Raw genomic sequence first — 21,066 nt, 5'->3', positions numbered from 1 at the left:
GGCACGTCGCCCTGAGCCGCCGGGCGCGAGCCGAAGGTTTACTGGTCAGGGCGCGGGGAAGGTGTAGCGATGATGAATAGCTTCCAGCTGTTCCAGCAGTGGTGGGTCAAGCGTCAGATCAAGACTGTCGATATTGGTTTTCAGCTGCGCCAGACTGGTTGCCCCCAGTAGCGTACTGCAGACGAACGGTTGCTGACGCACGAATGCCAGCGCCATCTGTGACGGATCGAGGCGATGTTTCTCTGCCAGTGCCACATATTCGGCGGTTGCCAGTCCTGCCTGCTCGCCGCTGTAGCGCTGGAAGCGCGTGAACAGGGTGTTGCGCGCGTTAGCGGGCTGCGCGCCGTTAAGGTATTTACCGCTCAGGACGCCAAAGGCCAGGCTTGAATAAGCCAGTAATTCCACACCTTCATGCTGACTGATTTCCGCCAGACCGACTTCAAAACTGCGGTTCAGCAGGCTATAGGGGTTCTGAATGGTCACAATACGCGGCAGCTGATGTTTTTCCGCCAGTTGCAGATAGCGCATTACTCCCCAGGGCGTTTCATTGGAAACGCCGATGTAGCGTATTTTTCCGGCGCGCACCTGCTCATTCAATGCTTCCAGACTTTCAAGCAGCGTAACCGGGACGCCCGCGTCGGCGTACTGATAATTCAGCTTACCGAAGAAATTGGTCTGACGCTGCGGCCAGTGCAGCTGATAGAGATCGATATAATCGGTATTAAGCCGTTTGAGGCTGGCATCCAGTGCTTCGCGGATGTTTTTACGATCCAGCGCCTGTTGCGGCCGGATTGCCGCATCGCTGCCACGTACCGGGCCGGCCACTTTTGAGGCGATGATCAGTTTTTCACGATGACCACGTTTTTTCAGCCAGCTACCAATATATTGCTCGGTCAGCCCCTGGGTTTGCGGACGTGGAGGTACCGGATACATCTCAGCAGTGTCAATCAGATTGATACCACGTGCGACGGCGTAATCTAATTGTGCATGGGCGTCGGCTTCACTGTTTTGCTCACCAAACGTCATAGTGCCCAGCCCCAGCGTACTGATTTCAAGGGTGCTGTGGGGGATACGGTGAAGTTGCATTGCCGGCTTCCTTTTTTTCTTCTCAGACGATGAGGACAAACGCTGTCCGGCCTTTGACTATAGCTTCAGGCAGCCGCCGGGCGAAAGGGGAAATTTACGGAAATAAGCGGGCCAGGACATCACCGACCCGCGGTAGGAGAGTGTGCCGTCGCTTAACGCTCTACCATAGAGGAAATTTCATCACCATTAATTTGTTTTTCGTGACCACTTTCGTCAACGTAGCTGATCAGACCGGTTTCTTTATCAATCACAGGTTTACCCCTGGTCATGATCATTTGTCCGTCTTTGCTTGTCATAACATAATGGCTGCTGCAGGCACTGAGTAATAGCGCACTGGTTGCCAGCAGGCAGGTGATGATCCACTTCATAGTTGTTCTCCGCGTTTGGCACACAATATCAAATTTAGTCTAGTATCTCCGATCCATTTTTGTGGATTAATGGTAACAGTCTGAAAATAGCACGAGTGCACGAGCGGCTATTGACATTCTTTATTATGTCGATTTCTTTTTTTTACGCAACAGGTTAAGCCCTTCAACCGTCATAGAGAAAAACATGGCAAAATAGATGTAGCCTTTCGGTACATGAATTGAAAAACTTTCAAGAATCAGGGTAAAACCAACCAGAATAAGAAAAGCCAGCGCCAGCATTTTTACCGTTGGATGTGCATTAACAAATTCACCAATGGTGCGGGCGGCGAACATCATCATTAATACCGCAATGACCACTGCCGCCATCATGATGATCAGATGATCTGATAAGCCCACCGCCGTGATCACCGAATCAAGGCTGAAAATAATATCCAGCATCATTATTTGTACGATAGCGCCTGTAAAAGAGTGCACATGGCGGTTATGTTGCTCTTCGCCGCTGCCATCAATAGTGTCATGAATTTCTGCGCTGGATTTCCACAACAGAAAAAGGCCGCCAGATAATAAAATCAGATCGCGGGCAGAAAACGTATGTTGCAGCAGGCTAAATAGCGGGTTGGTGAGCTGAACCACCCAGGCGATAGACGCAAGCAGCGCCAGACGCATCAGCATCGCGGCCAGTAAGCCAAGCCGGCGGGCGCCGTTTTGCTGTCTTTCTGGCAGTTTTGCCACCACCAGCGAGAGAAAGATAATATTATCGATGCCGAGAACAACCTCAAGAATGGTCAGGGTGCCTAATGCCAGCCAGGCGTTGGGATCTGCAATCCAGTCAAACATGTGCGCAAGGTTTTCCTAAATAGAACTTAAACGAAGATTATACGCAGCATTGCCGGGGATGTTTACAAGAAAAAATGTCGGGCAAGCAGCGGCGCAGTGAAGGTTTTTTTGAGATAGAAGCCCCGCGGCAGCGTCATTACCGGCTGACCATGCTCGCCAATGGCTTCGGTCAACACTTTACTGTTGGCTGCTTTGGGACGCAGTTGCAGAACTTCGCCATGGCGTGCGCTAATCCGTTCAACCTGGCCCAGTACGATCAGGTCCATCAGTTCTTCCCAGTCTCTTTGTAACAACGCTTCTTCTTGCGGACTTGGGCTCCACAGTAACGGGGCGCCGACCCGTCTTTGCGCCAGCGGAATAGTGCGTTCACCTTCTACCGGGATCCACAATACCCGTGCCAGCTTATGGCGGACATGACTGGTTTGCCAGACTACGCCGCTATTCCCGGTAAGCGGTGCGACGCAAACAAACGTGGTTTCCAGAGGACGTCCCTGGCTGTCGACCGGAATGGTTTTTAGTTCAACGCCGATGCTGGCAAAATCGCGCTCAGCCTTGCTGCCGGCACTGGCTCCCAGCCAGCGCTCCAGCAGGGTACCGACCCAGCCTTTATCCCGGCGCAGATCGCGTGGTATCGGAATAGCTGCGCGGGCGGCCAGTTCTCCCAGGCTGCAACCGGCGATGGCCCGGGCGCGGCTCAGCAAATGGTGCTCATTTTCCGGTGGGGGAAACAGCGGCGTGTCTGCCATTATCGGTGATCTCTGACCAGGTTAAAAAACAGGCAGTTGACGCGTCATCAGTTAGCGTCAGGCCAGTGAAAAAACAGAAATAAATAATAGCATGAAAAATAGCACTTTTTTATCTGCTGCCTGCCACAGATATTCGCAGCATGTCCGGGTTGTTGTGGATAGTCACCGACAATGAACAGGATCTTACCCTGGGTTATCCACAGAAAAGCGGGATAACCCACATTCAGCCGCAACACTGGTTCCATTTACAGGGTTGACGGCGGCTGTTTTTACTGAAATTCCCACAGATTTTCGGATTTATTTAAGGATACCTGTGGATAAAAAACGCAGCGTTCGATCTTTGTGCAGGGTGGAAAACGCCGCTTTATGGTGAGAGTGTTATCAGATTATTTTTCGGTGAATAATTCATAAAAACATATTAAATACAGACTATTAAATTAAATTTTTTTTGTGGCCATTTTTAACCAGCGCTGAGTTTTCCCCATGTGTTGTCGAAGTTCTTCACATGGATATACACAGAAAAAGTGAATAAATGGCCGCGCTATTGTGTTTTCTTGTTTATAACTTACAGTTAACTGATGAGTTATCCCACCGTTAGCGCGGTCACAGCGCTGTAAGCAGTGGTTTACCGCCCGTAAGGAGTATGAAACAATCAGTCTATCCAGATTTTAGTTTGAGGTAGTCCTGTGATCGATGATGATGGCTACCGCCCAAATGTTGGTATTGTTATCTGTAATCGACAGGGACAAGTGTTATGGGCCAGACGCTTTGGTCAAAACTCCTGGCAGTTTCCTCAGGGAGGCATCAATCCCGGTGAAAGCGCTGAGCAGGCAATGTACCGGGAGCTCTTTGAGGAAGTGGGGTTGCACCGAAAGGATGTGCGGGTGCTGGCGTCTACCCGTAACTGGTTACGATATAAGTTGCCAAAACGTTTGGTGCGTTGGGACACAAAGCCGGTGTGTATCGGCCAAAAGCAGAAGTGGTTTCTTCTCCAGCTGATGTGTAATGACGCGGATATCAATATGCAGACCAGCAGTACGCCGGAGTTTGACGGCTGGCGCTGGGTCAGTTTCTGGTATCCGGTGCGCCAGGTGGTTTCATTCAAGCGCGATGTTTATCGTCGGGTAATGAAAGAGTTTGCCGGTGCGGTTATGCCCTTACAGGAGAGTGCGCCACCGCGACCGTCGGTTAATCGACGCAAGAGAGGATAAGCCAGACAAATCATGCTCACCCAGTTGCGTGAAATTGTTGAAAAAGTGGCAGCTGCGCCGCGCCTGAATGAAGCGCTGGAGATTTTAGTTAATGAAATCTGCATTGCGATGAAGACAGAAGTGTGTTCCGTTTATCTGGCGGATCATGAACGTCGCTGTTACTACCTGATGGCAACCCGGGGGCTTAAAAAACCCCGGGGACGCACGGTTGCTCTGGCGTTTGATGAAGGTATTGTTGGTCTGGTCGGCCGTCTTGCCGAACCGATAAACCTTGCGGACGCGCAAAAACATCCCAGCTTTAAATTTATTCCCTCCGTCAAAGAAGAGCAGTTCCGATCGTTTCTTGGTGTGCCTATTATCAGCCGGCGTCAGCTGATGGGCGTGCTGGTGGTTCAGCAGCGCGAGCATCGCCAGTTTGATGAAAGTGAAGAGTCATTTCTGGTCACGCTGGCGACGCAACTGGCGGCAATCCTTTCTCAGTCGCAGCTGGCGGCGTTGTTTGGTCAGTACCGGCAAACGCGTGTTAAAGCGCTGGCAGCTGCGCCGGGGGTGGCGGTTGCCGAAGCCTGGGTTGACAGTATTCAGCCATCACTGGAGAGCATTTCAGCCGCTTCAACGCTGGATGTTCAGCGTGAACGTGAGCGCCTTTCGCTGGCGATTGCCGAAGCAGCCAGTGAATTCCGGCGCTTTAGTAAAAGGTTCAGTGCCAGCGTCCAGCAGGAAAGTGCTGCTATTTTCGACCTGTATTCACATCTGCTGAGCGATGCGCGCCTAAAGAAAGACTTGTTCAGTGAGGTCGAAAAGGGGGCGGTGGCTGAATGGGCCGTAAAAACGGTTATTGAAAAGTTCGCCGCCCAGTTTGCCAGCCTGCAGGACAATTATTTACGTGAACGCGCCGGCGATCTGCGGGTGCTGGGGCAGCGTCTGCTGTTTCACCTTGATGACTCTATGCAGGACGCCCATGCCTGGCCGGAAAAATTTATTCTGGTTGCCGATGAGCTGACGGCGACCACGCTGGCCGAGCTGCCGCACGAACGTCTGGCCGGTGTGGTTGTGCGCGACGGCGCATCAAACTCTCATGCGGCTATCCTGGTGCGGGCAATGGGCATTCCTTCGGTGATGGGAGCCGATATTCAGCCAGCGCAGTTAAAAGGGCGTTTGCTGATAGTCGATGGCTATCGTGGTGAGCTGCTTATCGATCCTGAACCGGTGGTGATTCAGGAATATCAGCGTTTAATCAACCAGGAAAATGAGCTCAGCAAAATGGCTGAAGGGGTGGTTGAACTGCCCGGTATGCTAAAGAGCGGTGAAGCGGTGAAGGTGATGCTTAACGCCGGCCTCAGCGCTGAACATGAGCGTTCCATTGGTAACTGGGTTGATGGTATTGGTCTGTATCGCACCGAAATTCCTTTTATGTTGCAAAGTGGCTTTCCTTCGGAAGAAGAGCAGGTGGCGCAGTATCAGGGAATGCTGCAACTGTTCCCTGATAAACCGGTTACCCTGCGAACCCTCGATGTCGGCGCCGACAAACAGCTGCCTTATTTACCCATCAGCGAAGAAAATCCTTGTCTTGGCTGGCGCGGTATCCGCCTGACCCTCGATCAGCCGGAAATATTCCTTATTCAGCTGCGGGCGATGCTGCGGGCAAACGTCGCCAGCAATAACCTCAGTATTCTGCTGCCGATGATCACCAGCCTTGAGGAAATTGATGAAGCGCGCCGGCTGATAGACAGGGCCGGGCGAGAAGTTGAGGAGATGCTGGGTTACCCCATTTCCTGGCCGCGCATTGGCGTCATGATTGAAGTGCCTTCGATGCTGTTTATGCTGCCACATTTGCAAAAACGCGTCGATTTTGTCTCGGTGGGTACCAACGATCTGACGCAATACTTACTGGCGGTTGATCGTAATAACACCCGCGTAGCCAGTCTTTATGATTGTCTGCACCCTTCGGTACTGCGCGCACTGCATATGATTGCCCTGGAAGCAAAACGTGCTGATATTGAGCTGTGCTTGTGTGGCGAAATGGCTGGCGATCCGATGGGAGTGGTATTGCTGATAGGGATGGGTTATTACCATCTCAGTATGAATGGTCGCAACATTCCCCGGGTGAAATATTTGCTGCGTCATATTGATGCGCAGGAGGCGCAGCAACTGGCAGAACGCGGCCTGCAGGCTCAGCTGACCTCAGAGGTGCGTAAACTGGTGTCAGGGTTTATGGAGAGCAAAGGGCTGGGCGGACTGGTTCGTGGCGGGCGTTGATTGCTCGCGCCGCGAGGAGAAACTTTATCATGGCCTGACCACGGCTGTGTTACTATCGGCGGCTAACTTAACCCGCTGCTGTCTGCCGGACAACCCGGTTATAGTCTGTGAATAACGCTGATGTTGATAATGGTGAACGATGAATAACGGTTATCTGACCTTCCCGCAATTTGATCCGATTATTTTTTCCATCGGGCCGGTTTCGCTTCACTGGTACGGTCTGATGTATCTGGTGGGGTTTGTTTTTGCAATGTGGCTGGCGGTCCGGCGGGCGAATAAACCGGGCAGTGGCTGGAAAAAGGAAGAGGTGGAAAATCTGCTGTATGCCGGTTTTCTCGGGGTTTTTCTCGGTGGCCGCATCGGTTATGTGCTGTTTTATAATCTGCCGCTTTTCCTTGAAAATCCGCTTTATCTGTTCAAAGTCTGGGACGGCGGGATGTCGTTTCACGGTGGCCTGATAGGTGTGATTTGCGTGATGCTGTGGTTTGCCCGTCGCACCAAACGGACTTTTTTCCAGGTGGCAGATTTTATTGCGCCGCTGATCCCTTTCGGCCTCGGAGCCGGCCGGCTGGGTAACTTTATTAATGGTGAACTCTGGGGGCGTGTTGAACCCGGTCTGCCGTGGGCGATGCTGTTTCCCGGTTCGCGTAGTGAAGATCTGGTGCTGGCCGCCGGTAACGCTCAGTACCGGGCGCTGATGGCCAGTGATACCTACGGCGTGCTGCCACGGCATCCTTCACAGCTTTATGAACTGATCCTCGAAGGCGTGGTGCTTTTCATCATTCTCAACTTGTTTATTCGCAAACCGCGTCCGGTGGGGAGCGTTTCCGGCCTGTTCCTGATTTGCTATGGCTGTTTTCGTTTTATCGTCGAGTTTTTCCGCCAGCCGGACCAGCAGCTGGGTTTATTTCTCGACAACTATATCTCGATGGGGCAGCTGCTCTCTTTACCGATGATTCTGGCGGGCCTGATTATTTTTATCTGGGCTTATCGCCAGCGGCCTGCGGCACAGCTGGGTGAACAAAAATGAAACAGTATCTGGCCTTAATGCAACACGTCCTGGACCAGGGTACAGAGAAAAGCGATCGTACCGGTACCGGTACCCTGTCGGTTTTCGGTTATCAGATGCGCTTTAATCTGCGCGAGGGTTTTCCGCTGGTGACCACCAAGAAATGCCATATCCGTTCAATCATTCACGAGCTGTTGTGGTTTCTCAACGGCGATACCAATATCGGTTATCTGAAAGACAACAAGGTTTCCATCTGGGATGAATGGGCGGATGAGAACGGCGATCTTGGTCCGGTTTACGGCAAACAGTGGCGTAGCTGGAGTGCGCCGGACGGCCAGCAAATTGATCAGCTGAGCAAGGTGCTTGAGCAACTTCGTCGCGATCCGGATTCACGGCGTATGATCGTTTCTGCCTGGAATGTCGGCGAACTGGATCATATGGCACTGGCGCCCTGCCACGCCTTTTTCCAGTTTTATGTTGCCGAAGGCCGCTTATCCTGTCAGCTTTATCAGCGTTCCTGCGATATCTTCCTCGGGTTACCGTTTAATATTGCCAGCTATGCATTACTGGTGCATATGGTGGCCCAGCAGTGCAATCTCGAAGTCGGTGATTTTGTCTGGACCGGCGGGGATACTCATCTTTACAGCAACCATCTTGAGCAGGCCCGGTTACAGCTTAGTCGCCAGCCACGCGGGCTGCCGCAGTTGCGCATCAAGCGTAAACCCGCATCATTGTTTGATTACCAGTTTGATGATTTTGCGATTGAAGGTTATGACCCCCATCCGGCGATAAAAGCACCGGTTGCCATATAATAAGGGCTGGCTGCCATTGCAGTAAAAACCCCGGCTGATAGCCGGGGTTGTGAGATGCCTGGGCAATCTTCCCATGTGTGGCAGAGTGACTGCAATCAGATAAAGCTGTCATCATAGAAATTGTTGTCATCACCGCCGGCAAAGTCGTTATCGTTATTGCTATCAAAACCGTTAAAATCGCTGCCATCATAGCCGGTATTCTGCCAGTCTGCGCCCGGCTGCTGGTCAGAAAACGGGCTATCTGCTGCATCAAAATCCTGCTGCGGTAACGAAGGTTCATTGATGATATTGACGATTTCCTGCGGCTGTGAGTGATGGAACATGCTGGTCAGCATGTCGGCCATCACTACCCCGCCGGCAACGCCAACCGCAGTTTGCAGCGCACCGCCCAGAAAGCCGGTGCCGCGTGGTGCGGCCGGTGCCGCCTGCGGCGCTGGGTTATAGCCGGCTTGCTGCGGGGAATTTCCCCATGCCGGCTGCGCAGCGGCGGTATTCTGCCGGTTTCCACCACCAAATAAGCCTGACAGAAAACTGCCGCTGCTTTGCTGTGGCTGAGACTGGCGCGCCTGTGCCAACTGTGATTCCAGTTCGGCAACGCGGCTGTTCAGCTGCTTCATTGCGGCCTCCTGAATAAGAAGCGCCTGTGCCATATAATAGGGCGCTGCCGGAACCTGCTGAGCCTGCTGCTGAATCAGCTGCTCTGCCGCCGCATCGCGTGGGGCTGATTGTGCCGCAGCTTGTTTCAGACGGGTAAAAAGGCTTTCAATTAACTGCTGTTCATTGCTTTGCATATAAACCTCCGGATCAGGCAGTAGGCAATCTATTTTCAGTATGGCGTGCGGAAAGTAAATTGTCGGCGCGTAAGCAAATGTTGCATGGGCGCCGTCAGCGGTAAAATGCGATTGTAAAGCAAATGAAACAGATATTGCCTTTTGTTTTAAAAAGACTTTTTATAATCTTTGTCCGGAATTGTAAAAAAAACGTTACTGGTGGAGATGCGTCACAAATCCCGGTATCATGCGACGCTCCTCTGGCGGCTGTCACCGCGCGATTGTGTTGAAATACAGGAAGTCACTAACATGGCCTCACCCATTTATCTTATCGGCGCCCGTGGTAGCGGTAAGACAACGACAGGGCAGGCGCTGGCTCAGGCGCTGGGTTACGCTTTTGTCGATACCGACCATTATCTGCAACAGATCACGCAGCGAAGCGTGGCCGATATTGTTGCGGCGGAAGGATGGCAGGGGTTTCGCCGCCGGGAGAGTGAATCGCTGATCGCTGTCACCGCCCCCGACACGGTGATTGCCACCGGTGGCGGTATGGTGCTGGCCGATGGTAACCGCTGTTTCATGCAGCAACAGGGAACGGTAATTTATCTGCGCGCGGCAGCCGGTACTCTGGCGGCACGCCTGCAGGTTGTGCCGCAGGCCGATCAGCGTCCGACCCTGACCGGCCGGCCTGTCAGTGAAGAAATTGAGCAGGTGCTGGCCGAGCGTGAAGCACTGTATCATCATGCAGCACACCATGTGATTGATGCCAGCCAGCCACTGGATAACGTGGTGCGTCAGATTCTCGATTCACTGTCTCCGGCCTGCACAGGCTGAAGTCTGGTAGCGGCCGGTGATGCCGGGAAAAGTAGTGCCACAAAATGAAAAAGTCAGCCATTGTCTATACTTCTTTTCTGTGCCGCCAAAACATCGCGCTTTTGGTGTGGCAAACAGACAGAAAATAACCTGGAGGAGAGACTTATGCCTGGCAGACCCCCTTTACCCTCGTGAAGCGCGTATCGTACCGGTAGAAAAAGGGCCACCGGGCAAAACGGTTACCTGGTATGAGCTGCGTGCCGATCACCCGAAACCGGATGCCCTGATCAGCGAACATCCTTCACAGCAGGAAGCGCAGGATGCTAAAGCGCGTTATGAGGACGCCGATAAAAATTAGCCTGTGTACTGGCAGGGACGCCAGCCCGAGGAGGCAATTGCCGCAGCAGGTGGGAGCGTCTTGCCATAGCAGACTGACGAGTGCGCGGCTACCAGCCGCAAAGGGGAAAAACGGGCCGCGCTAGTCACGATAAGCGTTTTTTAAATCGCTATAATTATTTTAGCGATGAAATATTTTTATAATTTTCCTGTTTTAGATTTTTTAATTTTCATTATTGCTATTTATCAGGATAAAAATCTGAAGTTTAGCTGGACACTTTTTTTGTAAATCATACCAGGATGACATCGCGTACACTGCCTGCAGTTGTTTCGCGTCTTTTAACCCGGTTGGCTGCATCCGATTATGGAATCCTGGAAAGTTAACCTCATTTCCATCTGGTTTGGCTGTTTTTTCACCGGTCTGGCAATCAGCCAGATAATCCCCTTTTTGCCTTTGTATATTGAACAGCTGGGCGTTACCGATCCTCAGGCGTTGCCGCTGTGGTCCGGGCTGATTTTTAGCGTTACCTTCATTGTTTCGGCCATTGTTTCACCACTGTGGGGCAGCATGGCTGACAGCCGGGGACGTAAGCTGATGCTGTTGCGCGCGGCCCTGGGCATGGGGGTGGTGATTTTTCTGCAGGCCTTCGTCAATCACGTCTGGCAGCTTTTGGCGCTGCGCGCCTTAATGGGGCTTACGTCCGGTTATATCCCTAATGCCATGGCACTGGTTGCCTCTCAGGTGCCGCGCGATCGCAGTAACTGGGCGCTCAGTACCGTCTCTACCGGTCAGATTTGTGGCGTGATCATAGGCCCGCTGCTAGGGGGGCTGCTGGCTGACTGGGTCGGGTTGCGGGCCGTATTTATCGTGACGTCGGCGCTGCTGATGATCACCTTCCTCGTCACGCTTCTCCTGATTAAAGAGAATAACTTCCGTCCGTTAAAGAAAGGCGAAAAGCTCAGCGGGCGCGCGCTGTTTCGGTCATTAAGTAATCCGGCACTGATGATGAGTTTATTCTTCAGTACCCTGGTGATTCAGCTATGTAATGGTTCGGTCAGCCCGGTACTGACGCTGTTTGTGCGCCAGCTGGAGCCTGATGTCGACAATATTGCGTTTGTCAGCGGGGTAATCGCTGCTGTCCCTGGTGTGGCGGCGCTGCTTTCAGCTTCCCGGCTGGGGCGGGTTGGTGACAGAATTGGCGCGCAGCGTATTCTGATTACCGCGATGGTAATAACGGTTGTGTTGTTCATGGCGATGTCACAGGTGAAGAGTGCCTGGCAACTGGGGATACTGCGTTTTCTGCTTGGCTTCGCTGACGGCGCGATGATGCCCGCCGTCCAGGCACTGTTGCTGCGTTTTTCCAGCGATAAAGTGACCGGACGTATCTTTGGCTATAACCAGTCATTTATGTATCTCGGCAATGTGGTGGGGCCGCTGATAGGGTCGGCGGTTTCTGCTGTGGGCGGTTTTCGCTGGGTATTTCTTGCGACGGCAGTGGTGGTGCTGATAAACCTTATTCAGCTGGTGATAAGCTGGCGCCGGCGTAGGCCAGCGCCATTACGCGCCGATTAATCCTGCGGACGTTTGAGGGTGACGCAATAGTGGTAATGTGGCGCGCTTAACTGGAAATCGGCGTGCACTGAAGGACTCCAGGAATCATCGCCGCCAAGTCCCATATGATAGCCGTCGATATGTAGCCAGCAGCCTGGTTCCTCGCTGAGCAGGTGACGATGGCTGACCTCTCTTAAGTGTTCGAGACTGAAACGACTAAGGGAAAAATGAAAGGCCCCGTCAATCTGCCAGCCGGCAAAGCTAAGTTGCTGAACGTCACAGCGCAGACCGTTTTCGCAAGGAAAAACGTAAGGGGTATACAGATCGGACAGCGGCCGCTGCCAGCGCGAAAAGCGGGCGGCCAGTTTTCGGTCCGGATAGTTTTCTTCCGGACCAAATCCCAGCCAGCTGACAGACGGGGCCGTCTCCCTTAGCTGGCAGCGCAGACCAATACGAGCCGGCGGCGGCTGGTCGGTGGACCGGCTGATATCCACCTCAATCCGGACGCTTCCCTGGCCGTCAATAAACCAGCGTTTACGGCTCAGAAAGCATGTTTTTCCGGCAGATTGCCAGAGCTGGCTGGTGTGAATCTGCACGCCGTGACAGGTTTGTTCGCTGTCAATGTGCAGCAGCTGGCACTGCAGTGCGTTATAGCCCGCCATTTTCCAGCGTTCCACCCAGGCATTAGGGTCAATGTTTTCTACTTCGCTGATACCAATATCATTATCAATTGGTGCACGGACAAAGCAGTCGCGTAGTGCAGTGAGTAGCTGCGGTTGGTCATGGTGGAACCACTGCAGCAGATCGCCACTCTGACGACAGAAATGCCAGCGTTGTCCGGCGGCTTCAACCACCAGTAGCTCGGGATGGCGGCTCAGCACTGGCGCCAGAGTCAGCGCTGAGGGCGACTCATCCGCAATTGACAGCGGCGCGGGCAGCTGCCATTGATCCCAGGCTACACAGTGGCCGGCATCGGACCAGTCGGTGGCGGCAGGCTGAATAATCTGCACCTGTAACCACATTCCGTGCTTAACGGGCGGCAGGTCTGTCAGGGTCAGAGTACAGGTTTGCTGGGGGGCCAGATCCAGGGCTATGGTGCCACAGGTAACCGCTTCTCCATGGTGTTCAATCTGCCAGTGCAGTAATTCGTTATCACTCTGTCTGAACAGGAATTCACTGGTAATACGGATAGTCAGGGGGACAGTGCTGACCAGCGTAAACTGAAAGAATTGCTGGGCACGCTGTGCTTCATACAGTACCGGATGCGGTGAGCGGTCGGCAAACAGCAGGCCATTCATGCAAAACTGACGATCGTTCGGCGTGTCACCAAAGTCACCGCCGTAGGCCTGCCAGCCGGTGCCAGTACTGTCGTAACGAGTCAGGCTTTGATCGACCCAGTCCCAGATAAAACCACCTTGTAAGCGCGGAAAGGCGCGGAACGCTTGCCAGTAACGCTCAAATCCGCCGAGGCTGTTACCCATTGCATGGGCGTATTCACATAAGATCAGCGGGCGGGTTTCTCCGGGTAAACCGATCCACTTTTTTATCGCCCATTTAGGCACGGCTTCAAAAGGTTGATCCTGATCCACCCTGGCGTACATGGGACAGATAATATCACTGGCGGCACTATCGCCCCCGCCGCCTTCATATTGCACCGGGCGGCTGGGATCCTGGCTTTTTACCCAGCGATAAAGCGCATCATGATGACTGCCGTGACCCGACTCATTGCCCAGTGACCAGATAATAATACAGGGGTGATTGCGGTCGCGTTGTACCATCCGGGTGACCCGTTCACTGAATGCGGGCAGCCACTGCGGATCATCAGCCAGGCGGCCCATGGGTTGCATTCCATGGGTTTCAATATTGGCCTCATCCACCACATAAAGTCCGTAGCGGTCACAAAGTTTGTACCAGAGTGGATGGTTAGGATAGTGTGAGCAACGTACGGCATTAAAGTTATGCTGCTTCATCAGGCGGATATCCGCCACCATGGTTGCCTCGTCCATCACCTGGCCGTGTTGCGGATGATGTTCATGGCGATTCACGCCGCGAATCAGCAGCGGCTGACCGTTGAGTTTCAGCAGGCCATGTTCAATCGTTATCTGGCGAAAACCGACATCATAGGCTTCGGCTTCAATCAGCTGCTGGCGCTCATCCAGCAGTGCGATCACCGCGCGATAGAGCGTCGGGGTTTCAGCACTCCACAGATGAGGGCAGCTGACCGGCAGGGAGAGCGTGGTTCTGTCGTCGTAACGTCCGCGTTCGTCAATAATGGCACTCCCCAGCGGTTGCTGAAGGCTGGCAATCGGTGTTTCCTGATGCCAGAGGGTGACCTTAATCTGCCAGTCTGCGGGGGCAGGGGCTGAGCAACAGGCCAGTACCCGCAGCTGTGCGCTGCTCATTTCCGCACTGAGTACGGTGTCAATTTCGATATGACTCAGGTGCAGCGCAGGTTTATGGAGTAGCGTGACATCGCGAAAAATACCGCTCATGCGCCACATATCCTGATCTTCCAGATAACTGCCATCACACCAGCGTAATACCATTACCGCCAGGCGATTAGTGCCGGCCTGCAGCCAGGGACTGAGGTCGAATTCAGCAGGTAGCCGGCTGTCCTGTGAATAACCAATAAAATGGCCACTACACCACAGATAAAAAGCGGCATTCACACCATCAAAAATAACGCGTGTCTGACCGGAGATTCGCCAGCTGTCTGGCAGGATAAATTCGCGGCTGTAACACCCGGTTGGATTGAGCGCCGGAACCCGGGGCGGGTTTACGGCAAAAGGATAGCGGACATTACTGTAAATGGGCTGGTCATATCCGTACAGCTGCCAGTTGCCCGGCACCTCAATCAGCTGCGCTTGTTGTTGATCTTTCACTGGCCATTCATCAGCAACCGCCTCTGGACGCGGATACCATAAAAAGTGCCATTTACCATTAAGCGTGTACCGGCGGTCGCTGACCTCATCCCGCAGTGCCTGTGTTTCATCACGCCAGCTGGAAAACGGGGGGTGGCTGGCCAGGCGGCCAATATGTAAAACGCCTGGGTTTTCCCAGTCGCGACGGGCAAGACACTGTTGCAGGGTCAGGCTAGGGGAAACCGCCATAGGCATATCCTCATGATGTGTTGCGCTAACATTGCAGCGAACGCCTGATACAGTAAAGTTAATTCCGTAGCTGCCGGCCGTTATTTTGCGATCAACTGACAGTTTGCCTGCGGTTTTATCGCAGGAAAATGTTAAGCGTGGTTACCTTTAATGAATGGTGCGCAATCTCAGCGTATTCTGCATTGTCGCCTTTGATAGCGCTCCTTACACTCAGCGCAGGTTCTCCCGTTGAAGGTCATTGATATGCGTAAGACAGTACAAGCAGTAATTCTGGTAGCGCTGGTGACAGCGCTAAGCGGCTGCCTTTTCCCACCTCCGGGCGGCGGTGGCGGTGGCGGCGGACCGGGTGGACCGGGTGGCGGTCCCCATGGTTTCTTTATGGGCCCGCGCTGACGGCGCTTTGATTACAGCGTCCTCAGCCAGCGTATCCGTGCCGGTACTCCCGAAGCGAGTCGGCAATGGGCAAACCGGGCAGTATGTTGCCCCGCTGCAATCAGCGGGGCTATTTTTTGGCCGGTCTGTGCCGGCATGAATACTGCGCTCACCAGCATTTTTTCACTCACTTACTTGCAAAATTGACGATTCCAGCCTGGAATTAACGGTGCTTTATCTCAATTACAGGAAAACATGTGATGAAAACGAAGTTACTGGCAATGGTGGCGTTGTGTGCGCTGATGGCTGCAGGCAGCGCAGGGGCAGCAGAGAAAACTGCTCAGCAGCAAAAAATGACCCAATGTAATGCCACGGCGGCGAAACAATCGTTAAAAGGGGATGCACGTAAAAGTTTTATGAGCAACTGCCTGAAAAAAGACAGCAATACGGCGGGTATGACGCCTCAGCAAATGAAAATGAAAAACTGTAATGCAGAAGCAGGGCAAAAAGCGCTGAAAGGTGACGCCCGTAAAACCTTTATGAGCAGCTGCCTGAAAAAAAGTTAATTTTATCCTGTGGCCTGCTGTCCGGCAGGCCCGGTTTGTGTTTCGTAACCAGATAATCTCTTCCTGTCGCCTTATTCTCTGATACGGGCGCCCGGTAAAGTACGGTCGGTTAAAGTGTGTTGGCAACTCTGCGCTGCCGCCAGCGGTGATCCGCGACGATTCCGTGCTGTAACCCTCTTTGCTGAGTTGGCTGAACGCGTTTTTACCTGCGGTGATATGGCGCTGGGCACAGGCTGTCAATCATTGGGTTGGCGCCATCTTATTCGCTGCCGCCCGTTCAGCGAATCATGAGTATGATCCTGCCGCTGTGATTAACCGCACTTTTAAATCGCGCAATGCCTATGTGATGCCGGACAGCCGCTTAAAAAACGCAATCGTACGCGGTATTACTGGCTCAGACTCGCGATTACTGGCGTCATTTTTACCTTGATCATTCGCCCCGGCGTTTTTCTGTAAAAGTCACTTTTCCGCCGGATAACCGGCAACTGAACCGGTAAATCCAGCGTAGCGAAAGGGCATTTTGGGGCGATCCATTATCAGATTAATCGCTTTTTTTCGTTAATCGTTGCGAATACCCCTATTAATGCCAGGCTTAATGGTGAGCAAACGCGGCTGACCGCTGCCCCGCCGGTAATCAGGAAACAGGAGTGACATTGTGAGTTTTCAACAGGTGATGGCCTTGAATGCCCTGCCGGAAGGCCAGCCAGTCAAACAACAGCTGGGTAAAACCGCCTTTATTTTGTTACGTGATGGCGACCACGTGAGCGCTTTTCAGGACAAATGTCCCCATGCCGGGGCGCCAATGGATGAGGGGGCGGTATGCGAGGGTAAACTCATTTGTCCGTGGCACAAAGCCATGTTCAACAGCCGCAGCGGTAAGCTGCTGGAACCGCTGGCATTGAGCGATCTGCAACGTTATCCGGTGCAGCTTGAAGCAGGACAGATTGCGGTGGATACTGCGGCAATAACGCAAAGCGATCAGCTGACTGCACCCGGTGAGCAACCGGTCTGGGTTATTCTTGGCGCCGGTGCGGCTGGCAGTGCCGCCGCCTGGACCTTACGCAACGAGGGGTTTGACGGCAAACTGATCCTGATTGATAAAGAGCAGCAGGCCCCCTATGACCGAACCGCGCTGACCAAGTTTGTTCCTGCCGGTAAAATGACACTGGATGAGGTGCCATCACCGCTGGCGCCTGATTTTTCGCGTTTTGTTGAGCGCCGTTTTGCGCAGGTAGTCCGGCTGGATGCCAGACAAAAAACGCTGTGGTTCAGTGACCAGCAATCGCTAAAATTTGACCGTCTGCTGATTGCCAGCGGCGGCTGTCCGCTACGTCCCGATATACCAGGAATCGGCCTGTCTGGCGTACATGTATTACGCAGTATTGATCAGGCGGCAGCGTTACTGCGCGAGGTGGAAAAGACTCAGCATCTGGTAATTATCGGCAACAGTTTTATTGGCATGGAGCTGGCATCTGCATTACGAAACCAGGGTATCCGGGTACAGATTATCGCCCGGGATGCGTTGCCATTTAAAAAAGTATTTGGCGAAACGATTGCCGGCTATTTTTATGATCTGCATAAACAAAATGGCGTCGGCTTTGTCACCGGAGAGGTAGTTGCCCTTGACGGCGACGATCAACAGCTCAGGGCCGTACGCCTGGCAAACGGTAAAACCATTGAAGCGAAGACCCTGTTGATAGCCACCGGCGTCGTACCGGCCTGTGGCTTTGTGCATGATTTGCCACAGCAGTATGACGGTAGCCTGCTGGCTGACCATTTTCTGCAAGTTGCGCCCGACATTTGGGCGGTGGGTGATTGTGTCAGTTGGGCTGATTCACAGGGAACAAAACACATTGAACACTGGCGGGTTGCTCAGCAACAGGGGCGGATTGCGGCGCTTAATATGCTCGGACATCAGCAGGTTTTTGATCGGGTGCCGTTCTTCTGGACGACACAATTCGGTACGCGCTATGAATATCTTGGTCACGGTGGCGACTGGGATGAATACCAATTGTTTGGTTGTTTGCAGGATAAGGACTTTATCGCTCTTTACGGGCGACAGGGACGGTTGCGTGCGCTGGCCTCGTGCGGACGCTACCGGCTGACGGCGGAAATGATTCAGCGTATGCAGCGTCCGATGACGATGGCGGAAGCCAAAGCACAGGTTTTATCATGCTAACGCCCGCGGGTTACGCGGGTATTGGCAGTCTAACCGCCCTGACTGCGGCTCATCGCTTGCGATTTGGCCATGCAACTTTGCATCGCTTCAATAATGGCTGAACGGAAGCCTTTTTCTTCCAGGACTCTGACGGCTTCAATGGTGGTACCGCCGGGGGAGCAGACCATATCTTTCAGTTCTGCCGGATGTTTATCGCTTGCCAGTACCATCTCTGCCGCGCCTTTAACCGCCTGAGCGGCGAACTGGTAGGCCTGGACGCGCGGTAACCCACCGAGTACCGCACCATCCGCCATGGCTTCAATCAGCATAAAGAGATAGGCCGGGGCGGAGCCACTGGCCGCGACCACCGCATGAATTTGGTATTCGGGGACCACGGCAGCTTTACCAAAACTGCTGAATATCTCCTGTACCTGCTGCATTTCATGCTGACTGACATGGGCGTTTGGCGTCAGGGAGGTCATCCCTTCCCCTACCAGCGCCGGCGTATTAGGCATGGCTCGCACGATTTTACGCCTGTCGCCCAGGACCGATGTCAGAGTGGCAATGGTGATACCGGCCGCAATAGAAACAAACAATGCATCGGGTTTCATTGCCGGTGCCAGATCGCTTATTACAGGCAGCATCACATTTGGTTTTACCGCGCCGATCAGAATGTCCGCTTCCGCTGCTAGCTGGGCGGCGTTTTCTGCTGGCGTAATGCCAAACTGCTGGTGCATTTGTTGGTTGGTGGTGGCTTTGTGGTCAAACACCAGAATCTGTTGAGCCGCCATCCGGCCGCTATTGACCAGACCGGCGATAATCGCCTTTGACATATTGCCACAGCCAATAAAACCGATTTTCTTTTCCACAGCCAGGTTCCCTGTCATATTCAGTATTGTCAGACAGCTTACGTCATTCTGCGCTGGATGCCAGCGTTGGCTACACTTAGACAACCGCACAGGGGAGTGACCATGAAGCAAAACCAGCCCGATGAACAGCGCAGCCGTACGTTTCCGGTAAAAGAGAATATGTCCTGGCAACGCCTTGAATGGCGGATACAGCGGCTCGGGGCGGCATGGTTGTTTATTATGGTGATTGCCGGTGCCTGCGGGCTGTTCTCTAAAGGGTGGCTGAGTCACCAGACGCTGATTTCAGCTGATGGCCGCCTGCAGGTGGAATATGAGCGTTTTGGTCTGTTTGACAGTGATATGACGATGACCATCCGCGAACGTCAGCGTGGGCGCGGGCCGTTAGTCATCACCTTAAGTAGCCAGGCGATGGATAACTTTCAGTTGCAGACGTTGCAACCCCAGCCGCTGCGGGCTGTTAGTTCACAGCACCAGATGACGCTAAGCTGGTCACGTGACAGTCTGCAAAATGGGGCATCGGTATGGCTGGGCTTGCAACCGCAAAAGCCCGGACGTTATCCCGTGACGATAAGCACGCCTGAAGGTTCCCGCTTACAGTTCACTCAGTGGATTTATCCTTAGGAGCAGCGATGGAAACGGTACTACGCGCGGCCAGCATCTACCTTGTGCTGATGATTGTTCTGAAGATAGCCGGTCGGCGCACCCTGCTGGAAATGACGTCATTTGATTTAGTCCTGTTGCTGATTATCAGTGAAGCTACCCAGCAGGCGCTGCTCGGCGATGATTTTTCCGTGACCGGTGCGTCATTGACGATTATTACCCTGATCACTATTGATATTGCTTTTGGCCGGCTGAAAGACTGGTTTCCTCGTCTGGAGTTACTTATCGATGGCAGCGCCCTGATTCTGGTTGAACACGGTAAGCTGTTACCGCAACGCGCGCGGCGGGCAGGCATTAGCGCGGAGGATATTCTGCATACGGCCCGTAGCACCCAGGGACTGGAACGACTGGATCAGATTAAATTTGCCATTCTGGAAAAGAACGGCAAAATCTCCATTATTCCCACCCGTACGCAGTAAAGGAAAAGTCATGTCGATCTGGGTTGATGCTGACGCCTGTCCGAAAGTTATCAAAGAGGTATTGTACCGCGCAGCAGAACGTGAACAGGTTATGGTGACGTTTGTCGCTAATCAGCCTCTGACGGTACCGGCCTCGCGTTTTTTGCGCACTCTGCGCGTGGCATCCGGTTTTGACGTGGCCGACAATGAAATTGTTCGTCGGGTTGAAACCGGCGATCTGGTCATCACTGCCGATATTCCACTGGCCGCCGAGGTACTGGAGAAAGGCGCGGTGGCACTGAATCCACGTGGTGAGCGTTATAGTGAAGCCACCATTCGCGAGCGTCTGACGATGCGTGATTTTATGGATACCCTGCGCGCCAGCGGCATTCAGACTGGCGGTCCGGCTTCACTCAGTCAGCGCGATCGTCAGCTGTTTGCCGCCGGCCTTGATAACTGGCTGCGCCAGCGGCGCTAAGTTATGGCGTCAGTGGGTAGCAGTCAAAGTGGTCGCTAAGCAGTGGATAACGTGCGGCGTCAGGTAGTTCAAAATGCCACCATTCGGTGGCCAGACCGACAAAACCGGCACCGAACATAATGGCATTCAGCAGCAGCCGGTTGCGTTGGGCCTTGACCGGCACGTCGCCATGATAGGCATGGGACAGCGCGCGCATGTCATCAAAGCCGGCACCCATATCCAGCGCGTTGCCGCTGTCATCAAGCAGCGTGAGATCCACCGCTGTGCCGCGGCTATGGTTTGAGCCGGTTTCAACCGGCATTACAAACTGTGGATTGGGGCAGGCACGCCAGAGATGAAGCTGTGCCAGCTGGGGGCGATAGACGTCATAGACCAGCAGAGTAAACCCCGCCAGACTGGCTATTTCGGCGCTGCGGGCTAATTTTTCCGCAGCCAGCGGGTGCAGTAACGGGCAGGGATTACGGTATATGGGCTTGCCGGTAATATTATCGTGGCTGGCATATTTCAGTTCAATACGGGCCGTGGGCACGTACTGACGGATGTCGACCAGCTGGGTTTCATGCAACATGGTTTTTCCTGTGATGGTGTGGTGCAGGGTGTGAAGCGCACCGGACTGTTGCTATACAAATGCGGTCATTCTGTTTTGTGGCAGCCGC

At 53.4% G+C, this 21,066-nt stretch carries 20 protein-coding genes and 1 pseudogene; 13 read left to right on the top strand and 8 right to left on the bottom strand.

What is annotated here, in order from left to right; genetic code table 11:
• Positions 1-45: 45 nt before the first annotated feature.
• From BL249_RS08925 to mutH, 4 genes are all read right to left on the bottom strand, one after another.
• Complete coding sequence (locus BL249_RS08925) at positions 46-1,086, bottom strand: NADP(H)-dependent aldo-keto reductase (RefSeq protein WP_099707255.1); 1,041 nt, start codon at positions 1,084-1,086, stop codon at positions 46-48.
• Between the two features lie 152 nt (positions 1,087-1,238).
• A complete protein-coding gene (locus BL249_RS08920; RefSeq protein ID WP_099707256.1) occupies positions 1,239-1,454 on the bottom strand; it encodes a YgdI/YgdR family lipoprotein in 216 nt (71 codons plus the stop codon).
• Positions 1,455-1,577: 123 nt separating this feature from the next.
• A complete protein-coding gene (locus BL249_RS08915) occupies positions 1,578-2,291 on the bottom strand; it encodes a TerC family protein (protein ID WP_099707257.1) in 714 nt (237 codons plus the stop codon).
• A 62-nt stretch (positions 2,292-2,353) separates the two neighbouring features.
• Complete coding sequence (gene mutH / locus BL249_RS08910) at positions 2,354-3,037, bottom strand: DNA mismatch repair endonuclease MutH (protein ID WP_168174303.1); 684 nt, start codon at positions 3,035-3,037, stop codon at positions 2,354-2,356.
• A gap of 686 nt (positions 3,038-3,723) precedes the next feature.
• Here mutH and rppH point away from each other — a divergent pair.
• From rppH to thyA, 4 genes are all read left to right on the top strand, one after another.
• Positions 3,724-4,248 (top strand): RNA pyrophosphohydrolase, encoded by a 525-nt coding sequence (gene rppH / locus BL249_RS08900; protein WP_099707260.1) that lies wholly within the window; start codon positions 3,724-3,726, stop codon positions 4,246-4,248.
• Between the two features lie 12 nt (positions 4,249-4,260).
• Positions 4,261-6,507 (top strand): phosphoenolpyruvate--protein phosphotransferase, encoded by a 2,247-nt coding sequence (ptsP, locus tag BL249_RS08895; protein ID WP_099707261.1) that lies wholly within the window; start codon positions 4,261-4,263, stop codon positions 6,505-6,507.
• A 139-nt stretch (positions 6,508-6,646) separates the two neighbouring features.
• The gene (gene lgt, locus BL249_RS08890; protein WP_099707262.1) at positions 6,647-7,537 is read left to right on the top strand and encodes a prolipoprotein diacylglyceryl transferase; all 891 of its coding nucleotides are present in this window, start codon (positions 6,647-6,649) and stop codon (positions 7,535-7,537) included.
• A complete protein-coding gene (thyA, locus tag BL249_RS08885) occupies positions 7,534-8,328 on the top strand; it encodes a thymidylate synthase (RefSeq protein WP_099707263.1) in 795 nt (264 codons plus the stop codon). Before lgt ends, thyA begins: the two co-directional genes overlap by 4 nt.
• A gap of 95 nt (positions 8,329-8,423) precedes the next feature.
• On the opposite strand, the gene BL249_RS08880 is transcribed toward thyA, so the two are convergent.
• Complete coding sequence (locus BL249_RS08880) at positions 8,424-9,119, bottom strand: DUF2076 domain-containing protein (RefSeq protein ID WP_099707264.1); 696 nt, start codon at positions 9,117-9,119, stop codon at positions 8,424-8,426.
• Between the two features lie 288 nt (positions 9,120-9,407).
• Here BL249_RS08880 and aroL point away from each other — a divergent pair, with 288 nt between their 5' ends.
• The 3 genes and pseudogenes from aroL to BL249_RS08865 all read left to right on the top strand — a co-directional run bounded on the left by aroL (position 9,408) and on the right by BL249_RS08865 (position 11,820).
• A complete protein-coding gene (gene aroL, locus BL249_RS08875) occupies positions 9,408-9,932 on the top strand; it encodes a shikimate kinase AroL (RefSeq protein WP_099707265.1) in 525 nt (174 codons plus the stop codon).
• 144 nt (positions 9,933-10,076) lie between these two features.
• A pseudogene (locus tag BL249_RS19235) lies at positions 10,077-10,269 on the top strand (YaiA family protein).
• Positions 10,270-10,611: 342 nt separating this feature from the next.
• Complete coding sequence (locus BL249_RS08865; protein WP_199073463.1) at positions 10,612-11,820, top strand: multidrug efflux MFS transporter; 1,209 nt, start codon at positions 10,612-10,614, stop codon at positions 11,818-11,820.
• Here the strand turns inward: BL249_RS08865 and BL249_RS08860 are convergent.
• Complete coding sequence (locus BL249_RS08860; RefSeq protein WP_099707268.1) at positions 11,817-14,909, bottom strand: beta-galactosidase; 3,093 nt, start codon at positions 14,907-14,909, stop codon at positions 11,817-11,819. The genes BL249_RS08865 and BL249_RS08860 overlap by 4 nt on opposite strands.
• Before the next feature lie 243 nt (positions 14,910-15,152).
• On the opposite strand from BL249_RS08860, the gene BL249_RS19130 reads away from it, so the two are divergent.
• From BL249_RS19130 to BL249_RS08845, 3 genes are all read left to right on the top strand, one after another.
• Positions 15,153-15,302 carry a hypothetical protein gene (locus tag BL249_RS19130; RefSeq protein ID WP_168174304.1) on the top strand — a complete coding sequence of 50 codons (150 nt, stop codon included), beginning with the start codon at positions 15,153-15,155 and terminating at the stop codon, positions 15,300-15,302.
• A gap of 239 nt (positions 15,303-15,541) precedes the next feature.
• A complete protein-coding gene (locus BL249_RS08855) occupies positions 15,542-15,847 on the top strand; it encodes a PsiF family protein (RefSeq protein ID WP_099707269.1) in 306 nt (101 codons plus the stop codon).
• Positions 15,848-16,502: 655 nt separating this feature from the next.
• Complete coding sequence (locus tag BL249_RS08845) at positions 16,503-18,026, top strand: FAD-dependent oxidoreductase (protein ID WP_099707271.1); 1,524 nt, start codon at positions 16,503-16,505, stop codon at positions 18,024-18,026.
• A gap of 29 nt (positions 18,027-18,055) precedes the next feature.
• Here BL249_RS08845 and proC read toward each other — a convergent pair whose 3' ends face one another.
• Positions 18,056-18,874, bottom strand: coding sequence for a pyrroline-5-carboxylate reductase (gene proC / locus BL249_RS08840; RefSeq protein ID WP_256385446.1), 819 nt, complete (start codon positions 18,872-18,874; stop codon positions 18,056-18,058).
• Positions 18,875-18,976: 102 nt separating this feature from the next.
• Between proC and BL249_RS08835 the strand changes: the two genes are divergently transcribed.
• Genes BL249_RS08835 through BL249_RS08825 form a run of 3 tightly spaced genes read left to right on the top strand, consistent with a single transcriptional unit; the run spans position 18,977 to position 20,410 of the window.
• Positions 18,977-19,495, top strand: a complete 519-nt coding sequence (locus BL249_RS08835) for a hypothetical protein (protein WP_099707273.1) — start codon at positions 18,977-18,979, stop codon at positions 19,493-19,495.
• 8 nt (positions 19,496-19,503) lie between these two features.
• The gene (locus BL249_RS08830) at positions 19,504-19,953 is read left to right on the top strand and encodes a DUF421 domain-containing protein (protein ID WP_099707274.1); all 450 of its coding nucleotides are present in this window, start codon (positions 19,504-19,506) and stop codon (positions 19,951-19,953) included.
• Positions 19,954-19,963: 10 nt separating this feature from the next.
• Positions 19,964-20,410: a YaiI/YqxD family protein gene (locus tag BL249_RS08825; protein WP_099707275.1), complete on the top strand. Its 447-nt coding sequence runs from the start codon at positions 19,964-19,966 to the stop codon at positions 20,408-20,410.
• Position 20,411: 1 nt separating this feature from the next.
• Here the strand turns inward: BL249_RS08825 and ddpX are convergent, their stop codons facing one another.
• A complete protein-coding gene (gene ddpX, locus BL249_RS08820; RefSeq protein WP_099707276.1) occupies positions 20,412-20,978 on the bottom strand; it encodes a D-alanyl-D-alanine dipeptidase in 567 nt (188 codons plus the stop codon).
• Positions 20,979-21,066 lie beyond the last annotated feature (88 nt).

It is taken from the genome of Erwinia sp. OLFS4 (genome assembly GCF_002752165.1).
Taxonomy (GTDB): domain Bacteria; phylum Pseudomonadota; class Gammaproteobacteria; order Enterobacterales; family Enterobacteriaceae; genus Izhakiella.
Note: the sequence above shows the minus strand (reverse complement) of the source record. Positions and strands in the feature narration are given on the sequence as shown.